This is a genomic window from Pseudorhizobium marinum (assembly GCF_000705355.1).
Taxonomy (GTDB): domain Bacteria; phylum Pseudomonadota; class Alphaproteobacteria; order Rhizobiales; family Rhizobiaceae; genus Neorhizobium; species Neorhizobium pelagicum.
Genome location: NZ_JMQK01000008.1, coordinates 117,562 through 143,049, shown reverse-complemented (window position 1 = coordinate 143,049; position 25,488 = coordinate 117,562). Strand labels below are relative to the sequence as shown.

Below are 25,488 nucleotides of genomic sequence, written 5' to 3'. Positions count from 1 at the left end.
TCCGTTCCACCTCGTTACGCCCCGCCATTATTGTTCTGATTGGTCAGTGCGTTGATAGCTTGTCTCAGCAGGCCGCTGAGGAAGTCTGCCGCCCGGCCCTGCCCCGCCTCGTCGGCGATCAGGTCATTGCGGATCTCGATCATCACGTTCAGCATGCCCGCCGGCATGGCGTGCAGCTCCAACGTATGGGTAACGCCATCGGCCGGTCCATAGGGTTCGTTGCGCGCCACCCGGTAGAGCGTGCCGCCGGCGGCAATCTCCAGCATGGCATCGGCAAGCCGGTGATCCCGCTCATGGAGAATGCCGATTTCCACCTGTCTCTGCTGTCCGAAATAGACGGGCGTGAAGCTGTGCACCGTCACCAGCACCGTTGGCCGGCCCAGAGCCCTGCGTGTCTCGATATCCTGGCGGATGCGCCCCTGGAACGGCAGGTAGAGGGACGAGGTCCGCAGCGAGCGCTCCTCCTCCGTCAGGTTCTCGTTGCCGGGAATGCGGAAGATCTCGCTGACATCGCGCATCGCAGCCGGCGAATCCGGCGGACGGTTGCAGTCGTAGATCAGCCGGGAGAAGCGCTGGTAGATCAGCGTGGCGTCGAGTTGCTGCGACATCCGCTGCGCCACCGCAAGCGCGCCGGGGTCCCAGGCGATATGGGATGCGAGAGCATCGCCGGAGAGGCCGAGCGTGCCGTAGCGCTGCGGCAGCCGTCGCGAGGCATGTTCGCAGACGAGCAGGACCTCGCCCTTCCCGTCCGGGTTTTCGACAGCCACAGGATCGCCGTCGGCCTCAGTGAAGAATGTTGTCTCAGCCAGCATTCGAAGATGTCATCACTCGGGGAAAGACTTAGAAGAGAATTCTTCATCTTCGACGACCCGTCAATGCAGTCCTGAAAATTTCTCTTCATTGCTTCCATTGACTCCGAAACCGAAAGAACTTTTAAATCTTCATCAACCGGCGAAGACCGGAGGGAACAGCTTCAGTGCCAACGACAGCACGCACCGTCTCAGATGTCATCCGCACCCGCTACGACAGCCTGACTCGCGCGGAACGGCAGTTGGCCGACAGGATTTTGGAGAATTATCCGGTGTCCGGCCTCGGCAGCATCACCACGATCGCGGAGAACGCAGGCGTCTCGACGCCCACTGTTGCCCGCATGGTGCAGAAGCTCGGCTTCAAGGGCTATCCGGAATTCCAGTCGCATCTGCACCAGGAGCTGGAGGCGACGATCTCCAACCCCATCGCCAAGCACGACCGCTGGGCGTCGAATGCCCCGGGCATGCACATCCTCAATCGCTTTGCCGATGCCATCACCGCCAACCTGCGCGAGACGCTCTCGGACCTCGACACGCGCACCTTCGAGGAAGCGGCGTCGCTGCTGGGAGATCCCAAGCGCGGCATCTATTTCGTCGGCGGCCGCATCACGGGGGCGCTGGCGGAATACTTCTTCACCCACATGCAGGTGATCCGCCCGAAGACGACGCTGATCTCGACCAACTCCAGCTCCTGGCCGCAGCACGTCCTCAACATGAACCCCGGCGACGTGCTGGTGATCTTCGACATCCGCCGCTACGAGCAGGAGATGGCGACGCTTGCCGAAGTCGCCAAGGCAAATGGCGTCGTCATCGTCCTCCTGACCGACGTCTGGGGCTCGCCGGTCGCCAAACATGCCCTGCACAGCTTTCGGGTCCGCATCGAGGCGCCCAGCGCATGGGACTCCTCCGTCGTGACCCTGTTCGTCGTCGAGGCGCTGATCGAGGCGGTGCAGAGCGCCGCCTGGGACAGGACACGCGAACGCATGAATTCCCTGGAAGACCTGTTTGAACGATCCCGGCTGTTTCGCCGCCACAATCGCCACGGGCCCAAATGACCGTGGCGGACGCAAAGGCCGTCTGCGCAAGGGCTTCATGAGCAAAAGCTCACCTTCGCAGGCTGTCACATACGCTACATCAACTGGCTCTACGAGTCGCGCCAACACGACCAACCTCAGGAGGATATCGTGATCACCAAGACCCACCGTTTGCTGTCTCTGACGACCGCCATCGTCATGGCTTCGACCAGCCTTGCCTTTGCCGAACCGAGCGCGGAACTCATCGAAGCGGCCAAGAAGGAAGGCATGCTGACCACCATCGCCCTGCCCCACAGCTGGTGCGGCTACGGCGACGTCATCGCCGGCTTCAAGGCGAAGTATCCCGAGATCCAGGTCAACGAGCTGAACCCTGACGCCGGCTCCGCCGACGAAGTGGAAGCCATCAAGGCCAACAAGGACAACAAGGGCCCGCAGGCGCCTGACGTGGTCGACGTCGGCCTCGCCTTCGGACCGCAGATGAAGGACGAAGGCCTGCTGCAGCCCTACAAGGTCTCGACCTGGGACGAGATTCCGGACGACATCAAGGATGCCGAAGGCTACTGGTACGGCGACTATTACGGCGTTCTGTCGTTCATCGTGAACAAGGACCTCGTCGAGAACACGCCGGCTGACTGGGCCGATCTTCTGAAGCCGGAATATGCAAGCCAGGTCGCGCTTGCCGGTGACCCGCGCGCCTCCAACCAGGCCATCCTCGGCGTTCTCGCCGCCGGCCTGCACAAGGGCGCCGAAGCCGGCGAAGCATCCGGCAAGGCCGGCCTCGAATACTTCGCCGAGCTGAACAAGGCCGGCAACTTCGTTCCGGTCATCGCCAAGGCCGGCACGATCGCACAGGGCGCGACCCCGATCGCGATTGCCTGGGACTACAACGTGCTCGCATGGCGCGACGAACTGGCCGGCAACCCGCCGGTCGAAATCGTCGTGCCGAAGACCGGCGTTCTCGCCGGCGTCTACGTCCAGGGCATCTCCGCCTACGCACCGCATCCGAATGCCGCCAAGCTGTGGATGGAATACCTTTACTCCGACGAAGGCCAGAACCTCTGGCTGAAGGGTTACTGCCATCCGGCCCGCTTCAACGCCATGGCCAAGGCCGGCAAGATCCCGCAGGAACTGATGGACGCGCTGCCGCCGGCTGAGAGCTACGAAGCCGCCGTCTTCCCGACCGTCGAGGAGCAGAACGCCAACAAGGCCGCCGTCACTGCCGGCTGGGACAGCGTCGTCGGCGCCAACGTTCAGTAAGCCTCTCCACTTCAGTCCCGGCCCTCCACAAGGGGCCGGGACTTGCCAGCCGAAGCGCTCTCGCCGTACGTTCACCGGAAGCGCAACAACAGCCTGACGGGGATAACCTGCCGCGATGAACCAAGCCTCACCCGCACCCCGGCTGCGCCTCTCGTTCACATGGCTGGGCCTGATGCCCTTCGTGATCTTCGTGATGCTGTTCATGGTGCTGCCGACGATGCACATCGTCATCGGTGCCTTCCAGACGCGCGACGGCGCCTTCACGCTGCAGAACATCATCGACCTCAACAGCGGCACCATCCCGTCCAGCTACTGGATCTCGGTCAAGATCTCCGTCGCCTCCGCCGCCCTCGGCTGCCTCATCGGTTTCGGCATGGCCGCAGCCGTTGTCTTCGGCGCCGTGCCGCGCTGGATCCGCTCGCCGCTGATGACCTTTTCCGGCGTCGCATCGAACTTCGCGGGCGTGCCGCTCGCCTTCGCCTTCCTGGCGACCTTCGGGCCGGTGGGCCTCGTCACCGTCTTCCTGCGCAATAATTTCGGCCTCGTCCTGCAGCGCGACCTCGGCTTCAACATCCTCAGCTTCTGGGGCCTGACGGTCACCTATCTGTTCTTCCAGATCCCGCTGATGATCCTGATCATCACGCCAGCCCTCGAGGGCCTGCGCCGCGAATGGCGGGAAGCCGCGCAGGTGCTGGGTGCAACCACCCTGCAGTATTGGCGGATGGTGGCCATGCCGATCCTCTTCCCCTCGCTTCTCGGCACCTTTGCGCTGCTCTTCGCCAATGCCTTCGGCGCCGTTGCCACCGCCATCGCGCTGACCGGCTCCAGCCTCAACATCGTGCCGATCCAGCTCTACGCGCAGATCCGCGGCGATGTTCTGGGCAATCCTCACCTCGGCTACGCCATGGCCTTCGGCATGATCGTCGTCACCGCCATCGCCAATGTCGTCTACATCTGGCTGCGCATCCGCGCCGAGAGGTGGCTCAAATGAGTATCGGCGCGCGCATCATCGGCTGGGGAGTGCTGATCTTCGGCCTCCTGTATTTCTTCGTGCCGCTCGGCGGTCTCTTCGAGTTCTCGCTGAAGGCCAGACGCGGCGTCTACAGTCTCGACGCCTATTCCCGGGTCTGGGCTGATCCGCAGTTCCAGGCGACCTTCGGCTATTCCGTGATGATGGCGCTAGCGACGATCGTCATCGGCATCGTCATCGTCGTTCCCACCGCCTTCTGGGTGCGGCTGAAGATGCCCTGGGCACGGCCCTACGTCGAATTCATGACCCTGCTGCCGCTGGTCATTCCCGCCATCGTCATCGTCTTCGGCTATATCCGGCTCTACAACACCTCGAGCTTCCTGCCGCTGACCGGTTCCGTCCTCGGCACCAATGTGCTGCTCGCCTTCGGCTATACGGTGCTCGCCCTGCCCTACATGTATCGCGCCGTGGATACGGGATTGCGGACGATCGACGTCGCGACGCTGACGGAGGCCGCACAGATTCTCGGCGCCGGATGGTTCACGATCCTGAGCCGGATCATCCTGCCGAACGTCGTTCCCGCCGTTCTGTCAGGTGCCTTCCTGACGTTCGCCATCGTCATCGGCGAATTCACGCTGGCGGCCCTGCTCGACCGGCCGGCCTTCGGCCCATACCTTCAGCGCATCGGCGCCAACAAGGCCTATGAGCCGTTTGCGCTCTCCGTCATCGCCTTCGGCATCACCTGGGGCTGCCTTGCGCTGATCCAACTCGTTTCCCGCTTCAGCAAGGCGGCACCCGCCCGCTTTTAAGGATTGATCTGCCCATGTCGTTCCTGGTTCTCGACAACCTCCAGAAGAGTTTTGGCCCGGTGCAGGTGGTGAAAGACTTCAACATGTCCATCGAGAAGGGCGAATTCGTCTCCTTCCTCGGACCGTCCGGCTGCGGCAAGACCACCGTGCTCAGGATGATCGCGGGCTTCGAGATGCCGAGCGGCGGCACGATCACCATCGACGGTGAGGACCAGGACCGGCTGAAGTCCAACCAGCGCAACATCGGCATGGTCTTCCAGGCCTATGCGCTCTTCCCCAACATGAACGTCTTCGACAACGTCGCCTTCGGGCTGAAGGTGGCCGGCAAGCCGAAGGCCGAGATTACGGAACGCGTCAACGAGATGCTGGCGCTGATCCGCCTCGAGCACCTGGCCGACCGCTACCCCTACCAGATGTCGGGCGGACAGCAGCAGCGTGTTGCCTTGGCCCGCGCGCTGGCGCCCAAGCCGCGGGTTCTGCTTCTCGACGAGCCGCTGTCGGCGCTCGATGCCAAGATCCGCATTTCGTTGCGCGAGGAGATCCGGCAGATCCAGCGCCAGCTCGGCATCACCACCGTCTTCGTCACCCACGACCAGGAAGAGGCCCTGTCGATCTCCGACCGTATCGTCGTGATGAACGCCGGCCGCGCCGACCAGATCGGCACGCCCTCGGAAATCTACAACCGCCCGGCCACCCGCTTCGTCGCTTCCTTCGTCGGAACCCTCAACATGATCGATGCCGTGGTCGCCGATCCCGCGGCAAACACCGTGCGCATCGGCGACCAGCTCATCGCGCTCAAGGAAGCGATCGCGGAAAAGAAGGGCGGCGACACCATCTCGCTGGCCCTGCGCCCGGAGGCCGGCAGTCTTGCCGACAGCGGCGACACCGCCTTGCGGGGCGAGGTGCTGTCGTCGAGCTTCCTCGGCTCCGTGATCCGCACGAAACTGGCCATTGGCAGCAACACCGTTTCCTTCGACATGTTCAACGATCCGGATCTCACGATGCCCGCGCCGGGAGAAGTCGTGACGCTCCGCTTCTCGGCCGGCGATCTGCTCGTGGTGCGCGACTGACATATCGGCCTCAGCCTGAAGGACAGCCCATGAACCGCCGCTTCACGCTGGAGATCCTCGACACGATCACCGATCCGGGCAAGCCCGGCCGGCCGAACGAGGACAGGTTCGGCTTCAACGACTGCGCCGCCTTCGTGCTGGACGGTGCAACCGGGCTCGGCGACCGGCAATTCATGGGAGGCTTCGGCTCGGACGCGGCATGGATTGCCGAATTCGCCGCGAGCCGGCTTTCGGAGCGTCTGGACGGGAGTATCGATCCGGCCGCTGTTCTCAGACAGATTTCGAGTGAAGCGCGGAGTGCTTTCCTAACGGCGGCGGGAGACCAGCCGCGCTACGCCTGGCCGCTCTGCAGCCTGACGGCGCTGCGCGCGACGGACGCCGGCTTCCAGTATTTCGGGCTCGGCGACAGCTGCCTCTACGTCCTCCACGACGACGGCACGAGCGACTTTCTCATCCCGATCCCCGGCGCCTACGAATGGGAACAGCAGCAGGCCGCCCGCCATATCGCCCGGCTCGGCGGTATAGGCCTGATCCGCGGCGACCAGACCGACCCGGTGACGCTGGAAGAACTGCGCAGGGGGCGAGCACTGCAGAACACGCCGGACGGCATCACCTGGACCTTCGGCATCGTGCCGGAAGCCGCAGACCATATTTTCCGCTGCGACGTGCCGCTGCGCGGCGGTGGCGCCTACGCCATCCTCTGCTCCGACGGTCTGGCCGATCTCGTCGCCCTCTACAAGGCCTACGATGCCCCCGGCCTCGTTCGCCAGGCGATGGACAAGGGATTGCCGTCGCTGGTCGAGGAGCTCCGACGCCTGGAGCGCGAGACGGACCCGGAAGGGCTCACGTTCCCGCGCTTCAAGCAGTCGGACGACACCACCGCCGTCCTCCTCAGGCTGACGGATCAGGCCGCCTCGTCGGCCTCGTCCGCTGCAGTGGTCGGCACGTAGTTGAGCACAGGCCCGAGCCAACGCTCGACCTCCGCGAACGGCATGCCCTTGCGGGCCGCGTAGTCCTGCACCTGGTCGCGCTCCACCTTGGCAACGCCGAAGTAGTAGGACTCCGGGTGCCCGATGTAGAGACCGGCGACCGAGGAGCCCGGCCACATGGCAAAGCTCTCCGTCAGCTTGACGCCCGTCGCGTTCTCCGCGTCGAGCAGACGGAAGAGCGTCTCCTTTTCCGTATGGTCCGGCTGTGCGGGATAACCAGGCGCCGGACGGATGCCCGCATAGCCCTCGCCGATCAGCGCGTCCGGCGCCAGCGCCTCGTCGCGCGCATAGCCCCAGAATTCCTTGCGCACCCGCTCATGCAGCCGCTCGGCGAACGCTTCCGCGAACCGGTCGGCGAGCGCCTTCACGAGGATCGAGGAATAGTCGTCGTTGGCCCTCTCGAAGCGTTCGGCAATCGCGACCTCCTCGATGCCTGCCGTGACGACGAAACCACCGACGTAATCCTGCTTGCCGCTCTCCACTGGCGCCACGAAATCCGAGAGCGCCACATTGGGCCGGCCGTCGCGCTTGGACAACTGCTGGCGCAGCGTGAAGAAGGTCGCAAGCTCCTCGCGGCGGCTGTCGTCGGCAAACAGGCGGATGTCGTCGCCCACCGCATTGGCCGGCCAGAAGCCGATCACGGCCTGCGGCCGGAACCACTTCTCGGCGATGATCTTCTCCAGCATCGCCTGGGCATCGGCGTAGAGTTGCCGGGCGGCCTCGCCCTGTTTCTCGTCTTCCAGGATCGCCGGGAACCTGCCCTTCATCTCCCAGGTCTGAAAGAACGGCGTCCAGTCGATGTATTTTGCCAGTTCCTCGAGATCGTAGTGATCGAAGGCTCTGGTTCCCGTAAAGGTCGGTGCGACCGGCTGATAGGCCTGCCAATCGAGCTTATGGGCGTTTTCCCGGGCCCTCGGCAGAGGAAGGCGCTTCTTTTCCGCTTCGCTGCGGGCGTGCGCGGCCGCTACCTTGGCATATTCGCCGCGGATCGTATCCACATACCCCGTCTTGCTATCTTCGGAGAGAAGCGAGGATACGACGCCGACGGCGCGGCTGGCATCGGTCACATAGATCGCCTGTCCGCGCTCGTAGCGCGGATGGATCTTGACAGCGGTATGGACGCGGCTCGTCGTCGCGCCGCCGATCAGCAGCGGGATATTGAACCCCTGGCGCTCCATCTCTGAGGCGACATGCACCATCTCGTCGAGCGACGGCGTGATCAGTCCCGAGAGGCCGATGATGTCGACCTTCTCGGCAATCGCCGTTTCCAGGATCTTGGTGGCCGGCACCATCACCCCGAGATCGATGATCTCGTAGTTGTTGCAGGCCAGCACGACGCCGACGATGTTCTTGCCGATGTCGTGGACGTCTCCCTTCACGGTCGCCATCAGCACCTTGCCGGCGGTCTGTCGCTGGCCGTCACCGCCATTGAGGCGTTTCTCTTCCTCCATGTAGGGCAGCAGCACGGCCACCGCCTGCTTCATGACGCGGGCCGACTTGACCACCTGCGGCAGGAACATCTTGCCGGCCCCGAAGAGGTCGCCGACGACATTCATGCCGGCCATCAACGGCCCCTCGATCACATGCAGCGGACGCTCCGCCTGCAGGCGTGCTTCTTCCGTATCGGCGTCGATGAACTCGGTGATGCCGTTGACCAGCGCATGTGCCAGCCGCTTGTCGACGGTCCACTCGCGCCAGGCGAGATCCTGGACCCGCGCTTCCTTGCCGGCAGCACCGCGATAGCGCTCGGCGATCTCGAGCAGCCGCTCGGTGCCGTCGTCGCGCCGGTTGAGGACGACGTCCTCGCACGCCTCGCGCAGCTCGGCATCGATCGATTCGTAGACAGCCAGCTGCCCGGCGTTGACGATCCCCATGTCCATGCCGGCCTGGATGGCATGGTAGAGGAAGACCGCATGCATCGCTTCGCGCACCGGTTCGTTGCCGCGGAACGAGAAGGAGAGGTTCGAGACACCGCCGGAAATATGCACCAGCGGCATGGTCTGGCGGATGGTGCGGGTCGCTTCGATGAAGTCGACGCCGTAACCATTGTGCTCCTCGATGCCCGTTGCCACCGCAAACACGTTCGGGTCGAAGATGATGTCTTCCGGCGCAAAGCCCGCTTCTTCCGTCAGAAGCTTGTAGGCGCGGCTGCAGATCTCCACCTTGCGCTCGTAGGTGTCTGCCTGCCCCTGCTCGTCGAACGCCATGACGACAACGGCGGCGCCGTAGTTGCGGATGAGGCGGCCCTGGGCGATGAATTTCTCCTCGCCCTCCTTCATCGAGATCGAGTTGACGATCGCCTTCCCCTGCACGCACTTCAGGCCCGCCTCGATGATCTCGAACTTCGACGAGTCGATCATCACCGGCACCTTGGCGATGTCCGGCTCGGCGGCGATCAGGTTCAGGAATTCGACCATGGCGCGGCCGGAATCGATCAGGCCCTCGTCCATGTTGATGTCGATGATCTGCGCGCCGTTCTCCACCTGGTCGCGGGCGACGACGAGCGCTGCGGCGTAGTCGCCGGCGGTGATCAGCTTGCGGAATTTCGCAGAGCCGGTGACGTTCGTCCGCTCGCCGACGTTGACGAAGGGGATCTCCTTGGTGAGCACGAAGGGCTCGAGACCGGCCAGCGCCATGAATGGCTTGTGCTCGGGCACCTCGCGCGGCGCGAAACCGGAGACGGCCTCGGCGATCGCCCGGATGTGCTCCGGCGTCGAGCCGCAGCAGCCGCCGATGACGTTGATGAGGCCTTCGCGGGCAAATTCCGCCACCTGCCGAGCCATGTCCGCAGGCGACTCGTCGTACTGGCCGAATTCATTGGGAAGACCGGCATTCGGATAGGCGCAGATGAAGGTGTCGGCGACCGTGGAGAGTTCCTGCAGATGCGGCAGCATGGCATCGGCACCGAGCGCGCAGTTCAGGCCGATGGTGAAGGGGTTGGCGTGTCGGACGGAATACCAGAAGGCCGACGGCGTCTGCCCGGACAGGGTGCGACCGGAGAGATCCGTGATCGTCCCGGAAATCATCACCGGCAGGCGGATGCCCTTCTCGGCGAAGCGTTCCTCGCAGGCGAAGATGGCAGCCTTCGCGTTCAGCGTATCGAAGATCGTCTCGATCAGGATGAGATCGGCGCCACCGTCGATCAGTCCGTCGATCTGCTCGCCGTAGGCGATCCGCAGGTCGTCGAAGGAGACCGCCCGATAGCCGGGATTGTTGACGTCCGGCGACATCGACGCCGTACGGTTGGTCGGGCCGATGGCGCCGGCCACGAAACGGCGCTTGCCGTCCTCCTTCTCAGCCCGAAGCGCTGCGCGGCGGGCCAGACGGGCGCCATCGCGGTTGAGGTCGTAGACGGCCCCTTCCATTTGGTAATCGGCCTGGGCAATCCGCGTCGAGGAAAACGTATTGGTCTCGAGGATGTCGGCCCCAGCCATCGCATAGCGGTAGTGGATCTCCTCGATCGCCTGCGGCTGACTGAGGATGAGAAGATCGTTGTTGCCCTGCTGGTGACAGGCGCAACCGGCAAAGCGCTCGCCGCGGAAGTGGTCTTCGTCGTAGCCGAGCCCCTGGATCTGGGTGCCCATGGCGCCGTCGATGATCAGGATGCGTTCGCGTGCAGCCTTCTGCAGGGCGGCAAGCACCTCTGCACCGTCGCGTGGCGAAGCCTCCGGGCCGAACAGCTCGTCGAACATAGACATCTCCCTTATCGATTTGCGCCATAAGCGCATAAACATATCTTTATGTCAAATAATTAGCGACTGCTGCATCGACAACAATCGCGATGACACCATGTGGTCCCTCGCGTTATATGCCCACCAGTTAAATCTGTGAGTCCGGGAGAGGTTTCATGAACGAGTCGGCGTCAATGCCACGCATGTGGGCGAAGCGCGAGTATCACCGTCATTGGCTGCTGCGGCAAGCCGAGACCCTGATGGACTTCTTCCAGTACCGGGCGATGAACCCCAAGGGCGGCTTCCACGACCTCGACGACACAGGTGCGCCGCTTGTCACGGAAAACCCCGTCCGCGGCATCCATTCGTCGGCGCGCATGGTGCATTGCTACTCGATCGCCTATCTCCTCGGACGCCCGGGCGCCGGCGAGGTCATCGATCACGGCATGACCTATCTGTGGAACAGCCACCGCGACAGCGTCAACGGCGGCTATTCCTGGTCCCTGAACGATGATGGCGTCGTCGATGCCACCAAGCAGGGTTACGGCCACGCCTTCGTGCTGCTCGCCGCCTCTTCGGCCAAGGTCGTCGGGCACCCGCTGGCCGACCAGATGCTCGCCGATATCACGCAGGTTCTGGACACCCGCTTCTGGGAAGAGCGCCACGGCGCGATCGCCGAGGAGTTCGAAGCCGACTGGTCGCCGATCGATGGCGGCACCTATCGCGGCCAGAATTCCAACATGCATTTGACCGAAGCGCTCATGGCCGCCTTCGAGGTCACCGGCGAGAGACACTATCTGGACAAGGCCGAGAGCATTGCCGACCTCGTGATCCGGCGCGCAGCCGGCAGCGTCGGCTTCCGGGTCGCCGAGCATTTCGACAGCGAATGGCAGATCGACCGGGACTATTACCACGAGAACGAGATGTTCCGGCCGGCGGGGACGACGCCGGGCCACTGGCTGGAATGGTCGCGCCTCATCCTGCAGCTCTGGTCGCTCGGCGACAAGCGCCATGGCTGGATGGCCGATGCCGCAAGAACCCTGTTCATCCAGGCCATGTCACTGGGCTGGGACAAGCAGCGGGGCGGCTTCTTCTATACCCTGGACTGGGACGACAAGCCCGCCAAGACGGCCAAGCTCTGGTGGCCGCTCTGCGAAGCCGCCGGCGCGGCGCATTTCCTCAACGAGCATCTGCCCGCCGACGACTTCTACGAGGACAGCTACCGTCTCGTCTGGAGCACGATCGCCAACCATGTCGTCGACCACAGGAACGGCGGCTGGCATGAGGAACTGACGGAGGATCTCGTTCCTTCGCACGACCTGTTCCCGGGCAAGGGCGACCTCTATCACGCGCTGCAGGCCTGCCTCATCCCTCTCTTTTCGGCGGACGGCAGCCTGACCCGCGTCATCCAGAACGCCGGCGGCAAGCTCTAGCGCGGCATCGCGTGGTGCAGGCCTCCTCTCGCGGCCGGCACCACCGGGACTGGCGACGCTTCAGCCCATGCGGATCAGGAACTTCGATTGCCGGAGGCAGTTGTCGGGTGACAACGAGATGACGAGACCCTGACGCTGCCATGACCGAAACCCTCGCCGCGGAGTTTTCCAACACCTCCCCCGTCAGCATCGAAGTTCTGCTTCTGCGGATCCTCGGCGCCCTGCTCCTCTGCGGCGTCATCGGCCTGGAGCGCGAGATCCGCAAGAACACCGCCGGGATCCGCACCAACATGCTGATCGGGCTGGCTGCGACCGTCTTCACTCTCGTCACGCTCCAGATGATGAAGACGCTCGGCGATGGCGATACGACGCGCATGGATCCCGTCAGGCTCGTGGAGGCGGTGACGTCCGGCATTGCCTTCCTCGCGGCCGGCGTCATCGTCTATACGAAGGGGAGCGTGCGCGGCCTGACGACGGGCGCGAGCATGTGGCTGTCCGCCGCCATCGGCCTCAGCGTCGGAATGGGCATGTGGGTGGTCGCCGTCGCTGCGACCGTCACCGGCATCATCGTCCTCTGGCTGCTGCGGGAGACGGAGATCGCCGCCGGCATCAAGAGCGACGACGACCGCGACCTCTAGGACCGCGGCGTCACCATCGCGTGGATGCGCGTCGCCAGAAGATCGTAATCATAGGGCTTGGTGATCAACGCCGTCTTCTCCAGCACCTCCGACCCCGGAACCGTCCTGTCGCCCGTCGCGAAGATGACCGGCAGATGCGGCAGGGATTCACGAAGTTTCAGTGTCAGTTCCAGCCCGCTCATGTCCGGCAGGTTGACGTCGGTGATGAGGATATCGATCGGGTGGCTTTGCGCCGCGGCAAGGGCCTCCGCGCATGTGCCTGCCTCGACGACGTTCATTCCGATATCCTGCAGATAATCGACGGTCGAGATGCGGATGAGCACTTCGTCCTCGCAGATGAGGACGGTGATCGGCAGATCACTGGCCGGCCCCGATGGGCTTGATGTCTCTGGCTCCGTCATGCCTTGTCCCCCCGACTTCCCACGCACCTGTTCGAGCACCTGCCTGATCTTGCGGGCAAGCGCCTCTCGCGTATAGGGCTTGCTGAGAAGATTGACGCCGGGGTCCAGGCGTCCCCCGTGAACGATGGAGTTCTCCGTGTAACCGGAGGTGAAGAGAACGCCAAGCGTCGGCAGGCGCTCTTTCGCCTTGCGCGCCAGATCCCGGCTCTTCAGCCGGCCCGGCATGACCACATCGGTGAAGAGAAGATCGATCGGCGCGCCACTTTCGATGATCGCCAGACCGCTGTCGGCATCCTTGGCTTTCAGCACCTTGTAGCCGAGCTCGGTCAGCAGGCTGACGGTCACGTCGCGAACAGCCTCCTCGTCCTCGACCACCAGCACCGTCTCGGATCCGCCGGTGACGGGTCCGGTAATATTGTCGGCGAGGACGTCCTCGGCCTCCATCGCCCGTGGCAGGTAGATACGCACAGTCGTGCCACTGCCTGCCTCGCTGTAGATCTTGATATGGCCTTCCGACTGCTTGACGAAGCCATAGACCATCGACAGCCCGAGCCCGGTGCCCTTGCCGTCCGGCTTGGTCGTAAAGAATGGGTCGAAGACCTTCTCCAGGATGTCGGGCGTCATCCCCGAACCGGTATCGGTGACCGCCAGCATGACATACTGCCCCGGGGACACATCGATGGCGTTGCGGGCATATTCGTCGTCGAGAAAGGCGTTTCCGAGCTCGATCGTCAGCTTGCCCTGCCCGTCCATGGCGTCGCGCGCATTGATCGCCAGATTGAGGAGGGCATTCTCGACATTGCTCGGATCTACGAGCGTGTTCCAGAGCCCGCCGCTGACGATGGTGTCGATCTCGATCGCCTCGCCCAGGCTCCGGCGCAGCAGATGATCCATCTCGCGGATCAGCCGGCTCAGGTTGATGACCTTGGGTTCCAGCGGCTGCCGGCGCCCGAAGGAGAGAAGCTGCGAGGCAAGCCGCGCACCGCGCGCAGCACCCGCCAGCGCGCCTGCGACACGGCGTTCTGCAACATCATTGCCGGAAACATCGCGGTTCAGCAGTTGCAGATTGCCGGTGATGACCTGCAGCAGATTGTTGAAGTCGTGGGCGATGCCGCCGGCCAGATTGCCGATCGCTTCCATCTTCTGGCTCTGGCGCAGCACTTCCTGCGTCCGCTCCAGCTCCTGCGTTCTCGCTTCAACCGTCTGCCCCAGCGATTCCGCCAGATATTCGAGATGCGACTCGGTCTTCTTCTGCGTTTCGATATCGGTATTGGTGGCGACCCACAGGATAATGTCGCCCTCGCTGTTCATGATCGGCGCAGCACGGCTGATGAACCACCGGAATGTGCCGTCATGGTGCCGCAGCCGAATGTCCATCTCGAACGGCTGGCCGCTGCGCAGCGAGTGCTGCCAGTTGCGCGAGACCGCTTCGGCCTCGTCCGGGTGGATCATCGTGGAGCGGGTGGTCGCATCGAAGTGGAGCGAGGCGAGCCCGCTGTAGCGATAGACCTCGTCGTTGCACCATTCGATCTGCCCGTTCGGCAGCGCCGTCCAGACCTGGTTCGGCAGAGACTGGGCAAGCGTTCGAAAGCGCTTCTCGTTTTCCTTCGCCGTCTCCTGGGCCTCGCGGAGCTGGGTGACGTCGTGTCCCTGCACAAAGATGCCGCTCACGGCCCCCGATGCGTCGCGGATCGGCTGGTAGACGAAATCGAGGAAGCGCTCTTCTTCCGTGTCGTTCTGGCGCTTCAGCAGGATGCGCGCCGCATTGGCGGAATAGGGATTGCCGCTTCGGTAAACCTCGTCGAGGATCTCGTAGAACCCCTGGCTGGCCACCTCCGGCAGCGCCGTTCTGATCGTCTTGCCGATCAGGTCGCTGCGTCCGACGAGCTCGCGGTAAGCCTTGTTGGCAATGGTGAAGACATGCTCCGGTTCGCGAAGAACCGCCATGAAGCCCGGCGCCTGCTCAAAGAGGTTGCGCAGATACTCCCGCTCCTCTCCCAGAACCCGGTTCTGGCCCTGAACGGCATCTGCGCGGTTCAAGACGCCGACCTGGGCCTGCAGATCGCCGTCGAGGCTGGCGGCCTGCCGCAATCGATGCAGTTCGGTGACATCGACGGTATGCTGCAGGATGAAGATCACCTTGCCGTCGCCGTCCTTGATCGGCGTGTGGGTCGCGCTCCAGAAACGGTTTTCCAAGACCCCGTCAGGTCCGGCGATCGGGTAAGGGATAACCGAAAGATAATCGATTTCACCCGTCTCGAGCACGCGGGCAAAGGAGTGCCGGAGCATCTTTCCGGGCGTGGAATCCGGCTCGCTGGGGAAGGCGTCGAACAGCTTGCGACCGAGAAGCTCTTCCTCGGTGCGCATCGTCGCCTTCAGATAGGCATTGTTGGCACCGACGATCTGAAGCTCACCATCCAGCAGGACGTATGGATTTGGAGAAAGATTGAACAGCAAATTCAAATCGATCTCTGATAGTCCCGTCCGCCGAAACATGCCCATTCCCAAATCAATGCAGATAGGCGGTTATACCGCTTCCTGCCGTGATGACAATTACCGAAGCGAATGCCGGCAGGTATTGCAACCGATTGCTAAATTTCCTGTTCGGGTCCGCCGCTACGGAATCTGACGATCCCGCCGATCTTCCCTTGAGCTCTCGCACATCAAACCGGGCTAACTTTTCAAAACGTGCTAAACTTGAGCCGGAGCGCAACCGCTTCAATTCCTGGACGTTACTAGGGTCCTTTCGGCTGGGAGGCCGAGGGACCGAGACACCATGGGAGGATGGTCATGCAGAACGTGGTTTGGCAGACACCGGTAAGGACGCGATCCGACGCCGTCACGAGCACCTTTGAGGCGCTCGACTACCTCGATCATCGATGGCCCAACATCAAGGGCCCGAGATTCGTGAAGGCCCGCTACGCCTGCCTGGCGGCTCTGGACGGCCGTGAAAGCGCCGAGGTCGCGCGACAGACATTCCAGGATGCCGTTGCAGAAGCACAGCTGATGTAGCGGAAATACTCTTCCCCCTTTCGGCGGAACAAGCCGGGAGCCCCACCGTTAAGCGTTGGACGCAAACGTAGGGGGCCCCGGCCATGAATCCGATTCCAAAATTCGATGCTCCGGCCTCACGCCTGACCCATCCCCCCCGGATCTATTACGTTCATCCTCTTCAACTGAATGGGATAGAGGCCTGGCAGGCCGTTTTCCGGCATGCCTCGGGTCTCGGCTTCGATACGATCTTGAGCGCACCGCTCTTCGAGCGAAGCGGCCACACGAGCGTCTTCGTGACCAGGGACCCGGACCGCATCGACCCGGGTCTCGGGCTCGGTGAAAGCGTCAAAGATGTCCTCAAGACCCTGACGACAGCAGCGGCCGAGCACGGCCTGAGCTTGATGCTGGATCTGGTGATCGACAGGGTTGCGCGCCAGAACAGCGGAAGCGTCAGCATCGTCTCGGACCCGCGCATCGGACCGGACGAAAGCTGCAGCACGTCCATCGAACTGCCGCCGAACGATGAAACCTATCGGCACCTGGAAACCTGGCGCCAGCGTCTGGCCGTGATGACCGATGCCGGCGTCACCGGTTTCCGCTGCCTCGGGATCGACCGTGTCCCGGAGGAGGCCTGGAGGTCGCTGATCAGCCCGGCGCGGGCCCACGGGAATGCCATCCAGTTTTACGCATGGACGCCGGGCACGGACCTCAATCGGCGCCGTGCGCTGGCAGGCGTCGGCTTTGACGGCTGCTTCTCCTCGCTTGCGTGGTGGAACCTGGAGGACAGCTGGCTTCCGGAAGAGCATCTTCTGCAGCGAAGCCTCGGCCACCAGATCGCCTTTCCCGAAGCCCCCTTTGCCAAGCGCCTCGCCCATGGCACCGAAAGCTCCGAAATCCTGCAGCGCCGCGCGCTGCGGGCTCTGAAGCTTTCCGCACATCTGGGCGGGGGCCTGATGGTGCCGATGGGCTTCGAGTATGGCGCCTCCACACCGCTCGACCAGATGAACGGCGACGGCCTTGGCCTCGCCGCCTTTCGCGACCAGTCCGCCTATGACATCTCCGGCGAGATCCGCGCAATCAACGAGAAGCTGCAACGGGATCAGGATGCGTTCCATCGCCGTCCGCTGACGATGATTGCCGGCAGCAGCAACACGCCGGCCGTGGCGATCCTGCAGTCCGATCGGGAAGATCTTCGCGCCTCTCAGAAGGTGCGGGTCGTCATCGTCAACCGTGATCTGCGGCAGAGCGTTGCGCCGCCACTGAAAGCCATCAATCAGGTCGCCTCGTCCTTTCTGCCGTTGACCGACCTCGATGGCGCGTCGGAGTCCCGCCTGAAGCCCGGGGAAGTCCGCGTCCTGGAAGGCCGTGCCTCCGAACCGATCCAATCGGCCTCTCCCCTTCCTGACCTGACCGCCGCCGCGGCTGCGCCGAGACTGGCGATCGAAAAGATCACGCCGGCGGTCGACGAAGGCCGTTTTGCCGTCAAGCGGGTGGTCGGCGATACGATCCGCGTCGAGGCCGACATCTTTGGCGACGGTCATGACCCGTTGAGCGCCGCCCTACTGTGGCGCGCGGCCGATCAGGACGATTGGCAGGAAGTCCGGATGCAGTTGTTCGAGAACGACCGCTGGCAGGCCGAGTTCACGCCGCGGCGAATGGGCCGCCACGAATATGCCGTCGAGGCCTGGCGAAACCCCTTCGCGATTTTCCGCTACGAGCTGACGAAGAAGCACGACGCGCGGCTGGACCTCAGGCTGGAGATCCAGGAGGGCATCAATCTGATCAAGGCGACGGCCGACCAGGTTGACGGCGATATCAAGCTGCAGCTCAAGCGCCTGATCGGCGAGCTTGAGGATGCCCCCGAAGCACGTCGGATCGAACTTCTCCTCGACCACGCGACGTCGGAGCTGATGACGAAGGCCGACCGCCGGCCGTTCCGCATCCGCTCGCAGGTCATGCCGCTCGATGCGGAGCGGCTGGGTGCAAGCTTTGCCAGCTGGTACTCGCTCTTCCCGCGCTCGCAGAGTGGCGACCCCGAACGCCACGGCACCTTCGACGACGTCATCGAACGTCTCCCCGGCATCCGCGAAATGGGTTTCGACGTCGTCTATTTCACACCCATCCATCCGATCGGCGAGACCAATCGCAAAGGCCGCAACAACAGCCTGAAGGCGGCGCCCGGCGATCCCGGCAGCCCCTACGCCATCGGATCGGAAGACGGTGGCCACGACGCCATTCATCCCGAGCTCGGCACCTTCGAGGATTTCCGCCGCCTCGTCGCCGCTTCCCATGAGCAGGGCATGGAAGTCGCCCTCGACTTTGCCATCCAGGCCTCCCCCGACCACCCATGGCTGAAAGAGCATCCGGGCTGGTTCGACTGGCGGCCAGACGGCACGATCCGCTATGCCGAGAACCCGCCGAAGAAATACGAGGACATCGTCAACGTCGATTTCTACGCCAAGGACGCCGTGCCGTCTCTGTGGCAGGAATTGCGCGACGTGATCCAGATGTGGGTCGACGAAGGCGTCAAGCTCTTCCGCGTCGACAACCCGCACACCAAGCCCTTCCCGTTCTGGGAGTGGCTGATCGCCGACATCCGCTCGCGTCACCCGGAGGTCATTTTCCTCTCCGAGGCCTTCACGAAGCCGAAGGTCATGTATCGGCTGGCGAAGATCGGCTTCTCGCAGTCCTACACCTATTTCACCTGGCGCAACGCCAAGTGGGAGCTCGAGCAGTACATGCACGAGATCACGACGGAAGAGCCGAAGGATTTCTTCCGACCCCACTTCTTCGTCAATACCCACGACATCAATCCGGACTTCCTGCAGAACGCGCCGCGTTCCGCCTACCTCATCCGTGCCGCGCTTGCGTCGACCCTGTCGGGTCTCTGGGGCGTCTACAACGGCTTCGAGCTTTGCGAAGGGCGGCCGGACGCCAAGCGCAAGGAATATGCCGACAGCGAGAAATACGAGATCCGCGCCTGGGACTGGGATCGTCCCGGAAACATCAAACAGGAGATCGGCATGCTGAACCGCATCCGCAGGGAAAACCCCGCCCTGCACTCGCATCTCGGCCTCACGCTGCTCCCCGCTCAGAACGACAATGTCATGTTCTTCGAGAAGGCGAGCCCGGGCCGCGAGAACGTTTTGATGATCGCCATCAACCTCGATCCGCACAATGCGCAGGAGGCGGATGTCGAAATCCCACTGTGGTCATGGAACCTCCCGGACCATGCAGCACTTTCGATGGAGGACCTGATCTCAGGTCACAAGTTCACCTGGACTGGAAAATGGCAGCGGCTGCGCCTTGAGCCCGGCCTGCCGTTTTCAATCTGGCGCGTGAGATAATGGAGAAGAGCATGGACAACCTGCAGGCGCAGGCCCAGGACACGACCATCCAGGACCCTTTGTGGTACAAGGATGCGATTATCTATCAGCTGCACGTGAAGTCGTTCTACGACGCCAACGGGGACGGCATCGGCGATTTCAAGGGACTGCACGAGAAGCTCGATCATATCTCGTCTCTGGGTGCGACAGCGATCTGGATCCTGCCCTTCTTCCCGTCCCCGCGTCGGGATGACGGCTACGATATCGCCGACTACGGCGACGTCAGCCCCGACTACGGCACGATGGACGAATTCAAGGCCTTCGTCGATGCCGCCCACGCCCGCGGCATGCGGGTGATCATCGAGCTCGTGATCAACCATACCTCCGACCAGCATCCCTGGTTCCAGCGGGCGCGGAACGCGCCGGTCGGCTCGCCCGAGCGTGACTTCTACGTCTGGTCCGACGACGACCAGAAATTCCCCGAGACGCGCATCATCTTCATCGACACCGAGAAGTCGAACTGGACCTGGGACCCGGTCGCAGGCTCCTACTACTGGCACCGCTTCTATTCACACCAGCCGGACCTGAACTTCGACAACCCCCAGGTCTTGGAAGAACTGCTCGACGTCATGCGTTTCTGGCTGGAAACCGGCATCGACGGCTTCCGCCTCGACGCGATCCCCTACCTCATCGAACGGGAAGGCACGATCAACGAGAACCTTCCCGAGACCCACGACATCCTGAAGAAGATCCGCGCAGCGCTCGAGGCGACGCACCCCGGCAAGATGCTGCTCGCCGAAGCCAACCAGTGGCCGGAAGACACCCGCGACTATTTCGGCGATGGCGATGAATGCCACATGGCATTCCACTTCCCGCTGATGCCGCGCATGTACATGGCGATTGCCAAGGAAGACCGCTTCCCGATCACCGACATCATGCGCCAGACGCCCGAGATCCCGGAAAACTGCCAGTGGGCGATCTTCCTGCGCAACCACGACGAGCTGACGCTCGAAATGGTGACGGACGAGGAGCGCGACTACCTCTGGAGCACCTATGCAGCCGACAGCCGCGCGCGCATCAACCTCGGTATCCGCCGTCGCCTGGCGCCGCTGATGGAGCGCGACCGTCGCCGCATCGAGCTGATGAACGCCCTGCTTCTCTCAATGCCAGGCACCCCGGTGCTCTACTATGGCGATGAGATCGGCATGGGTGACAACATCTACCTCGGCGACCGCGACGGCGTGCGCACCCCGATGCAATGGTCTCCCGACCGCAACGGCGGCTTCTCCAAGGCCGATCCGGCGCGCCTGGTTCTGCCACCGGTCATGGATCCGCTCTACGGCTACGAAGCGGTCAACGTTGAAGCCCAGGCCGCCGATGCCCACTCGCTCCTCAACTGGACGCGGCGCATGCTGTCGCTGCGCGGCAAGCATCCAGCCTTCGGACGCGGCTCGCTGCGGTTCATGACGCCGGGCAATCGCAAGATCCTGGCCTACATGCGCGAATACCAGGGCGAGACAATCCTCTGCGTCGCCAACCTGTCGCGGATTCCGCAGGCCGTCGAGCTCGACCTCTCGGAGTTCCAGGGCCGCGTTCCGATCGAATTGACCGGCATGTCGCCCTTCCCGCCGATCGGCCAGCTCACCTATCTCTTGACCATGCCTCCCTACGGCTTCTTCTGGTTCCAGCTGGTTGCCGAGGCCGATGGTCCCGCTTGGCGGACCGAACCGCCAGAACAGCTTGCCGACTTCGCCACGATGGTGATCCGTCGCGACCTGCACGAACTCCTCGAAGAGCCGCGTCTGGTCAACACCATGTCGCGCGAGATCCTGCCGGCCTATCTGACGAAGCGCCGCTGGTTCGGATCGAAGGGCGAGAAGTTGAAGAGCGCCAACCTGGTCGCTGCAACGCCGCTGCCCTTCGCCGGCAACATCCTGCTCGGTGAGCTGGAAGCGGAGCTGGAAGGCAGAACCGAAACCTACCTCCTGCCGCTTGCGGCGGCCTGGGACGAAACGCAGCCGCCGGCCCTCGCCCAGCAGCTCGCACTGGCACGCATCCGCCAGGGCCGACGCGTCGGCTTTTTGACGGACGGCTTTGCGTTGGAGGCCATGGCCCGCGCCACCATCCGCTCGCTCTGCGAACGGTCGCAGATCTCGGGTCGTGCCGGCACGCTGGAGTTCATCGGCACCGAGCAGCTCGACGGCATGGGCATGACCGAGGACATGAACGTCAACTGGCTCTCGGCGGAGCAGTCCAACAGCTCGCTGATCATCGGCGACAAGGCGATCATCAAGCTCATCCGCAAGATCTTCCCGGGCATCCACCCGGAGGTCGAGATGACCCGCTACCTGACCAAGGTGGGCTATCAGAATACCGCTCCCTTGCTGGGCGAGGTCGCCCGCACCGCACCTGACGGATCCCGCTACACTCTGATCATTGTCCAGGGCATGATCCGCAATCAGGGCGACGCCTGGACCTGGATGCTCGGCAATCTGCGCCGTGGCATCGACGACATCCTGCTGACCGCAGGCGAGGAAGAAGCGGACGTCACCGAACAGTTCAAGCCGCTGGTGGATTTCGCAGGCACCATCGGCCAGAGACTGGGCGAGCTTCATCTGGCTCTGTCCCAGCAGACCGACGATCCGGATTTCCAGCCGATCACGGCGCGGCAGGAAGATACGGACGCATGGCGCCAGTCGGTTGCCGATCAGATCGGTTCTGCACTCGACATCCTGGTCGAGGAGAAAGGCAATCTCGATCCGGAGGTCGCCCAGCAGGTACAGCCGTTGCTGGACCGCCGTGAGGAACTGCTCGGCGCTGCCGGCAAGCTTGCCAGTGCCGGCATCGACACGCTGATGACGCGCCATCATGGCGATTTCCACCTGGGCCAGATCCTCGTTGCCGAAAACGATGCCTATCTCATCGACTTCGAAGGCGAGCCGGCCCGGGACCTTGCGGAACGCCGGGCCAAGTCGAGCCCGCTGCGCGACGTCGCAGGCTTCCTGCGCTCGCTGAGCTATCTCGCTGCAACGGCGGACCTCGAGCAGGATGTGATGGTCGATGCCGACCAGTCTCGCCGCCACTCGATCGTTTCGCAGTTCGGACGGGATGCGGAAGCGGCGTTCCTGGAGCGTTACAGGCAGGTGGTGGCGGAAGCCGGACCACTGGCCATGGCGGAAGAGACATATCGCGCGGTGCTCGACCTCTTCCTTCTGGAAAAGGCGGCCTACGAGATCAGCTATGAAGCTCGCAATCGCCCGAAATGGCTACCAATTCCCTTGGGCGGCTTTTCGGAAATCGCAAAACGCCTCATGGAGAATGCGGAATGAACCTTGAGCGCGACGATCTGCTCGCCAATATCGATCACGCTGCCCTGCAGGCACTCGTCGAGGGGCGTCACGGCGACCCCTTTACGATCCTCGGTCGCCACCCCGTCGGCCAGACCAATGTGGTGCGTGCCTTCCTGCCGGGAGCCACCTCCGTGGAGGTGATCGACACCGAAGGTGATGGCGTCATCACCCCCATGGAACAGGTCTTCGGCGGCGGCCTGTTTGCCGCCGACATCGGAGGACGCGGTTCCTATCGCCTGCGGATCTCCTGGCCGGATGCGGTCCAGGAGACCGAGGACCCGTATTCCTTCGGCCTTCTGCTGGGCGATCTCGACCTTCACCTGATTTCCCAGGGCACCCACTACGATCTCGGTCGCACCCTCGGCGCCCAGCCGATGGACGTTGATGGGGTATCGGGCGTCCGTTTCGCCGTCTGGGCACCCAATGCCCGCCGCGTCTCCGTCGTCGGCGATTTCAACGCCTGGGACGGCCGCCGGCACCCGATGCGGCTGCGCGGCTCCGCCGGCATCTGGGAACTGTTTCTCCCCCGGCTTGGTCCGGGCGAGCGCTACAAGTTCGAGATCATCGACTACAACGGCCATACGCTGCCGCAGAAGGCGGATCCCGTGGCGCGCGCCAGCGAGGCCGCGCCCTCGACCGCGTCGATCGTTGCCTCGAACGCCCCGTTCCGCTGGACGGACGACGAGTGGATGCGCTCCCAGGCTCCGGTCCGCGACGGCAGGGACGCCATGTCCGTCTACGAGGTGCATCTGGAATCCTGGCTGCGAGTTCCCGAAGAGGGCAACCGCAACCTGAACTGGATCGAACTCAGCCAGCGCCTCATTCCCTATGCCGCGGATCTCGGGTTCACCCACATCGAACTGCTGCCGATCATGGAGCATCCCTTCGGCGGCTCCTGGGGCTACCAGCCGCTTGGCCTGTTTGCACCGACGGGCCGCTATGGCACGCCGGAAGACTTCGCCTATTTCGTCGATCGCTGCCATGCCGCCGGCATCGGCGTCATCGTCGACTGGGTGCCGGCGCATTTCCCGACCGACGTCTGGGGCCTTGCCCGGTTCGATGGCACGGCCCTCTACGAACACGAGGACCCGCGCGAAGGCTTCCACAAGGACTGGAACACGCTGATCTACAACCTCGGCCGCAACGAGGTGAAGGGCTTCCTGATCGCCAGCGCGCTGGAATGGCTCGAACACTATCACGTGGACGCACTGCGCGTGGATGCCGTGGCCTCGATGCTCTACCGGGACTACAGCCGCAATGCCGACGAGTGGATCCCCAACAAGTACGGCGGACGTGAGAACCTGGAATCGGTGGAATTCTTCAAGCACCTCAACAGCATCATCCACCACCGCTGTGAGCATGCCTTCACCGTTGCCGAGGAATCGACGGCTTGGCCGGGCGTCACGGTACCGCCGGAACAGGGCGGCCTCGGGTTCGACTTCAAGTGGAACATGGGCTGGATGCACGACAGCCTGCACTACATGGAGGAAGATCCGGTCTACCGGAAGTATCACCACGGCATGATGACCTTCAGCATGGTCTACGCCTACTCCGAGCGCTTCATGCTGCCGATTTCCCATGACGAGGTGGTGCACGGCAAGGGCTCGCTGCTCGGCAAGATGCCGGGTGACGTCTGGCAGAAGCACGCCAACCTGCGCGCCTACTACGGCTTCATGTGGGCCCATCCTGGCAAGAAGCTGCTCTTCATGGGCTGCGAGATCGGCCAGGAAACCGAATGGAACCATGACGGCTCGATCGTCTGGGATCTGCTCGACAACCCGCAGCACGCCGGCGTGCAGCGGCTGATCCGGGATCTCAATCGCCTCTATGCGACGGAACCGGCCCTCACCTATGGCGACATCAACCCGCAAGGCTTCGAGTGGGCGATCGGGGACGATGCGGAGAACTCGATCTTCGGAATGCTGCGCTGGCCGGAGGACCGCTCGTCCTGCGTGCTCGCCATATCCAACATGACCCCCATGCCCCGCCACGGCTACCGGGTCGGCGTTCCGGAAGCCGGCCGCTGGACGGAGATCCTGAACTCCGACGCGGGCGTCTACGGCGGCTCCAACCTCGGCAACTCCGAGGCCTGGAGCGAAGAGCATCCCTCGCATGGAAAGGCGCAGTCGATCGTGCTGACGCTGCCGCCGCTCTCCACCATCTTCCTGCGCTGGAGCCGCGACTAGTTAAACAGACGGCGGCCTCTCAGCCGCCGTCTCCCCACAAGTCCCGAAGCGTCGCGCCGCCGAGAGGATCGGTTTCGGGAACGGGAAGCGTGTTCAAGATACGCATCCCGTTTTCGCCCGCCTCGCTGCGCCGCAGGTCCGGATCCTGCCCCGCCGGATAGGCACCAATGACGAGGAAGTCGTCGCTGGCCGAAATCCTGCAGTGGCCTGTGCCTGCCGGCAGCACGAGGCAGTCTCCGGCCTGCACCTGCAGCTCGCGGCCGCCGGGACCGCCCAGCACAACCCTCGCCTGCCCGCGCGCGATCCCCAGCACCTCGTGGGCGGTCGTGTGGTAGTGGTGATAGTCGAAGATGCCGTTGCGCCAGATGCCCTGCCAGCCGTTTTCCGCGAACGTCGCTTCAAACATGTCCGCCAGGGACTCCTCCTCCGACGAGAGGCCGCTGTGGACTATCACCGGCAGCCGCGGATTGTTCGGGACCCAGTCGTTTTCGGACAACAGGAAATGGTCGGTCTTCATGCAGAGGCCTCCTATGCTCGTTTCTCTTAAGCTA

General features: G+C 63.5%; 16 protein-coding genes. 12 read left to right on the top strand and 4 right to left on the bottom strand.

Annotated features, from left to right (window positions below):
* Positions 1-14 precede the first annotated feature (14 nt).
* Positions 15-812, bottom strand: a complete 798-nt coding sequence (locus EO99_RS0111555; protein ID WP_029618797.1) for an N-formylglutamate amidohydrolase — start codon at positions 810-812, stop codon at positions 15-17.
* A gap of 164 nt (positions 813-976) precedes the next feature.
* Here EO99_RS0111555 and EO99_RS0111550 point away from each other — a divergent pair, with 164 nt between their 5' ends.
* The 6 genes from EO99_RS0111550 (at position 977) to EO99_RS0111525 (ending at position 6,899) form a co-directional block, all read left to right on the top strand.
* On the top strand, positions 977-1,864 hold the full coding sequence (locus EO99_RS0111550; protein ID WP_029618796.1) for a MurR/RpiR family transcriptional regulator: 888 nt from the start codon (positions 977-979) through the stop codon (positions 1,862-1,864).
* Between the two features lie 177 nt (positions 1,865-2,041).
* The gene (locus tag EO99_RS0111545) at positions 2,042-3,100 is read left to right on the top strand and encodes an ABC transporter substrate-binding protein (RefSeq protein ID WP_408002868.1); all 1,059 of its coding nucleotides are present in this window, start codon (positions 2,042-2,044) and stop codon (positions 3,098-3,100) included.
* Positions 3,101-3,215: 115 nt separating this feature from the next.
* Positions 3,216-4,091: an ABC transporter permease gene (locus EO99_RS0111540; protein ID WP_029618794.1), complete on the top strand. Its 876-nt coding sequence runs from the start codon at positions 3,216-3,218 to the stop codon at positions 4,089-4,091.
* Positions 4,088-4,879: an ABC transporter permease gene (locus EO99_RS0111535; RefSeq protein WP_029618793.1), complete on the top strand. Its 792-nt coding sequence runs from the start codon at positions 4,088-4,090 to the stop codon at positions 4,877-4,879. Before EO99_RS0111540 ends, EO99_RS0111535 begins: the two co-directional genes overlap by 4 nt.
* 14 nt (positions 4,880-4,893) lie before the next feature.
* A complete protein-coding gene (locus EO99_RS0111530; protein ID WP_029618792.1) occupies positions 4,894-5,949 on the top strand; it encodes an ABC transporter ATP-binding protein in 1,056 nt (351 codons plus the stop codon).
* A 29-nt stretch (positions 5,950-5,978) separates the two neighbouring features.
* Complete coding sequence (locus EO99_RS0111525) at positions 5,979-6,899, top strand: protein phosphatase 2C domain-containing protein (RefSeq protein ID WP_051679812.1); 921 nt, start codon at positions 5,979-5,981, stop codon at positions 6,897-6,899.
* On the opposite strand, the gene metH is transcribed toward EO99_RS0111525, so the two are convergent.
* Complete coding sequence (gene metH / locus EO99_RS0111520) at positions 6,854-10,630, bottom strand: methionine synthase (protein ID WP_029618790.1); 3,777 nt, start codon at positions 10,628-10,630, stop codon at positions 6,854-6,856. The two genes, EO99_RS0111525 and metH, sit on opposite strands and share 46 nt — an antisense overlap.
* A 155-nt stretch (positions 10,631-10,785) precedes the next feature.
* On the opposite strand from metH, the gene EO99_RS0111515 reads away from it, so the two are divergent.
* Both EO99_RS0111515 and EO99_RS0111510 read left to right on the top strand, forming a co-directional pair.
* Positions 10,786-12,042 (top strand): AGE family epimerase/isomerase, encoded by a 1,257-nt coding sequence (locus EO99_RS0111515; RefSeq protein WP_051679811.1) that lies wholly within the window; start codon positions 10,786-10,788, stop codon positions 12,040-12,042.
* A 140-nt stretch (positions 12,043-12,182) separates the two neighbouring features.
* Positions 12,183-12,680, top strand: coding sequence for an MgtC/SapB family protein (locus EO99_RS0111510; protein WP_029618788.1), 498 nt, complete (start codon positions 12,183-12,185; stop codon positions 12,678-12,680).
* Here the strand turns inward: EO99_RS0111510 and EO99_RS0111505 are convergent.
* Positions 12,677-15,544, bottom strand: coding sequence for a hybrid sensor histidine kinase/response regulator (locus EO99_RS0111505; protein ID WP_162179304.1), 2,868 nt, complete (start codon positions 15,542-15,544; stop codon positions 12,677-12,679). The two genes, EO99_RS0111510 and EO99_RS0111505, sit on opposite strands and share 4 nt — an antisense overlap.
* A 327-nt stretch (positions 15,545-15,871) precedes the next feature.
* Here EO99_RS0111505 and EO99_RS0111500 point away from each other — a divergent pair, with 327 nt between their 5' ends.
* The 4 genes from EO99_RS0111500 to glgB all read left to right on the top strand — a co-directional run bounded on the left by EO99_RS0111500 (position 15,872) and on the right by glgB (position 24,937).
* The gene (locus tag EO99_RS0111500; protein WP_029618786.1) at positions 15,872-16,093 is read left to right on the top strand and encodes a DUF982 domain-containing protein; all 222 of its coding nucleotides are present in this window, start codon (positions 15,872-15,874) and stop codon (positions 16,091-16,093) included.
* Between the two features lie 83 nt (positions 16,094-16,176).
* The gene (locus tag EO99_RS0111495; RefSeq protein WP_051679810.1) at positions 16,177-19,422 is read left to right on the top strand and encodes an alpha-1,4-glucan--maltose-1-phosphate maltosyltransferase; all 3,246 of its coding nucleotides are present in this window, start codon (positions 16,177-16,179) and stop codon (positions 19,420-19,422) included.
* Between the two features lie 11 nt (positions 19,423-19,433).
* Positions 19,434-22,730, top strand: a complete 3,297-nt coding sequence (gene treS / locus EO99_RS0111490) for a maltose alpha-D-glucosyltransferase (protein WP_029618784.1) — start codon at positions 19,434-19,436, stop codon at positions 22,728-22,730.
* Complete coding sequence (gene glgB, locus EO99_RS0111485; protein ID WP_029618783.1) at positions 22,727-24,937, top strand: 1,4-alpha-glucan branching protein GlgB; 2,211 nt, start codon at positions 22,727-22,729, stop codon at positions 24,935-24,937. The genes treS and glgB overlap by 4 nt, the downstream gene beginning before the upstream one ends.
* Before the next feature lie 19 nt (positions 24,938-24,956).
* Here glgB and EO99_RS0111480 read toward each other — a convergent pair whose 3' ends face one another.
* Complete coding sequence (locus EO99_RS0111480; protein ID WP_037111679.1) at positions 24,957-25,454, bottom strand: cupin domain-containing protein; 498 nt, start codon at positions 25,452-25,454, stop codon at positions 24,957-24,959.
* Positions 25,455-25,488 lie beyond the last annotated feature (34 nt).

Coding starts and splice junctions, on each gene's coding strand:
- EO99_RS0111555 (WP_029618797.1), bottom strand. CDS start 812: ATGCTGGCTGAGACAACATTCTTCACTGAGGCCGACGGCGATCCTGTG.
- EO99_RS0111545 (WP_408002868.1), top strand. CDS start 2,042: ATGGCTTCGACCAGCCTTGCCTTTGCCGAACCGAGCGCGGAACTCATC.
- EO99_RS0111540 (WP_029618794.1), top strand. CDS start 3,216: ATGAACCAAGCCTCACCCGCACCCCGGCTGCGCCTCTCGTTCACATGG.
- EO99_RS0111535 (WP_029618793.1), top strand. CDS start 4,088: ATGAGTATCGGCGCGCGCATCATCGGCTGGGGAGTGCTGATCTTCGGC.
- EO99_RS0111530 (WP_029618792.1), top strand. CDS start 4,894: ATGTCGTTCCTGGTTCTCGACAACCTCCAGAAGAGTTTTGGCCCGGTG.
- EO99_RS0111525 (WP_051679812.1), top strand. CDS start 5,979: ATGAACCGCCGCTTCACGCTGGAGATCCTCGACACGATCACCGATCCG.
- metH (WP_029618790.1), bottom strand. CDS start 10,630: ATGTTCGACGAGCTGTTCGGCCCGGAGGCTTCGCCACGCGACGGTGCA.
- EO99_RS0111515 (WP_051679811.1), top strand. CDS start 10,786: ATGAACGAGTCGGCGTCAATGCCACGCATGTGGGCGAAGCGCGAGTAT.
- EO99_RS0111510 (WP_029618788.1), top strand. CDS start 12,183: ATGACCGAAACCCTCGCCGCGGAGTTTTCCAACACCTCCCCCGTCAGC.
- EO99_RS0111500 (WP_029618786.1), top strand. CDS start 15,872: ATGCAGAACGTGGTTTGGCAGACACCGGTAAGGACGCGATCCGACGCC.
- EO99_RS0111495 (WP_051679810.1), top strand. CDS start 16,177: ATGAATCCGATTCCAAAATTCGATGCTCCGGCCTCACGCCTGACCCAT.
- treS (WP_029618784.1), top strand. CDS start 19,434: ATGGACAACCTGCAGGCGCAGGCCCAGGACACGACCATCCAGGACCCT.
- glgB (WP_029618783.1), top strand. CDS start 22,727: ATGAACCTTGAGCGCGACGATCTGCTCGCCAATATCGATCACGCTGCC.
- EO99_RS0111480 (WP_037111679.1), bottom strand. CDS start 25,454: ATGAAGACCGACCATTTCCTGTTGTCCGAAAACGACTGGGTCCCGAAC.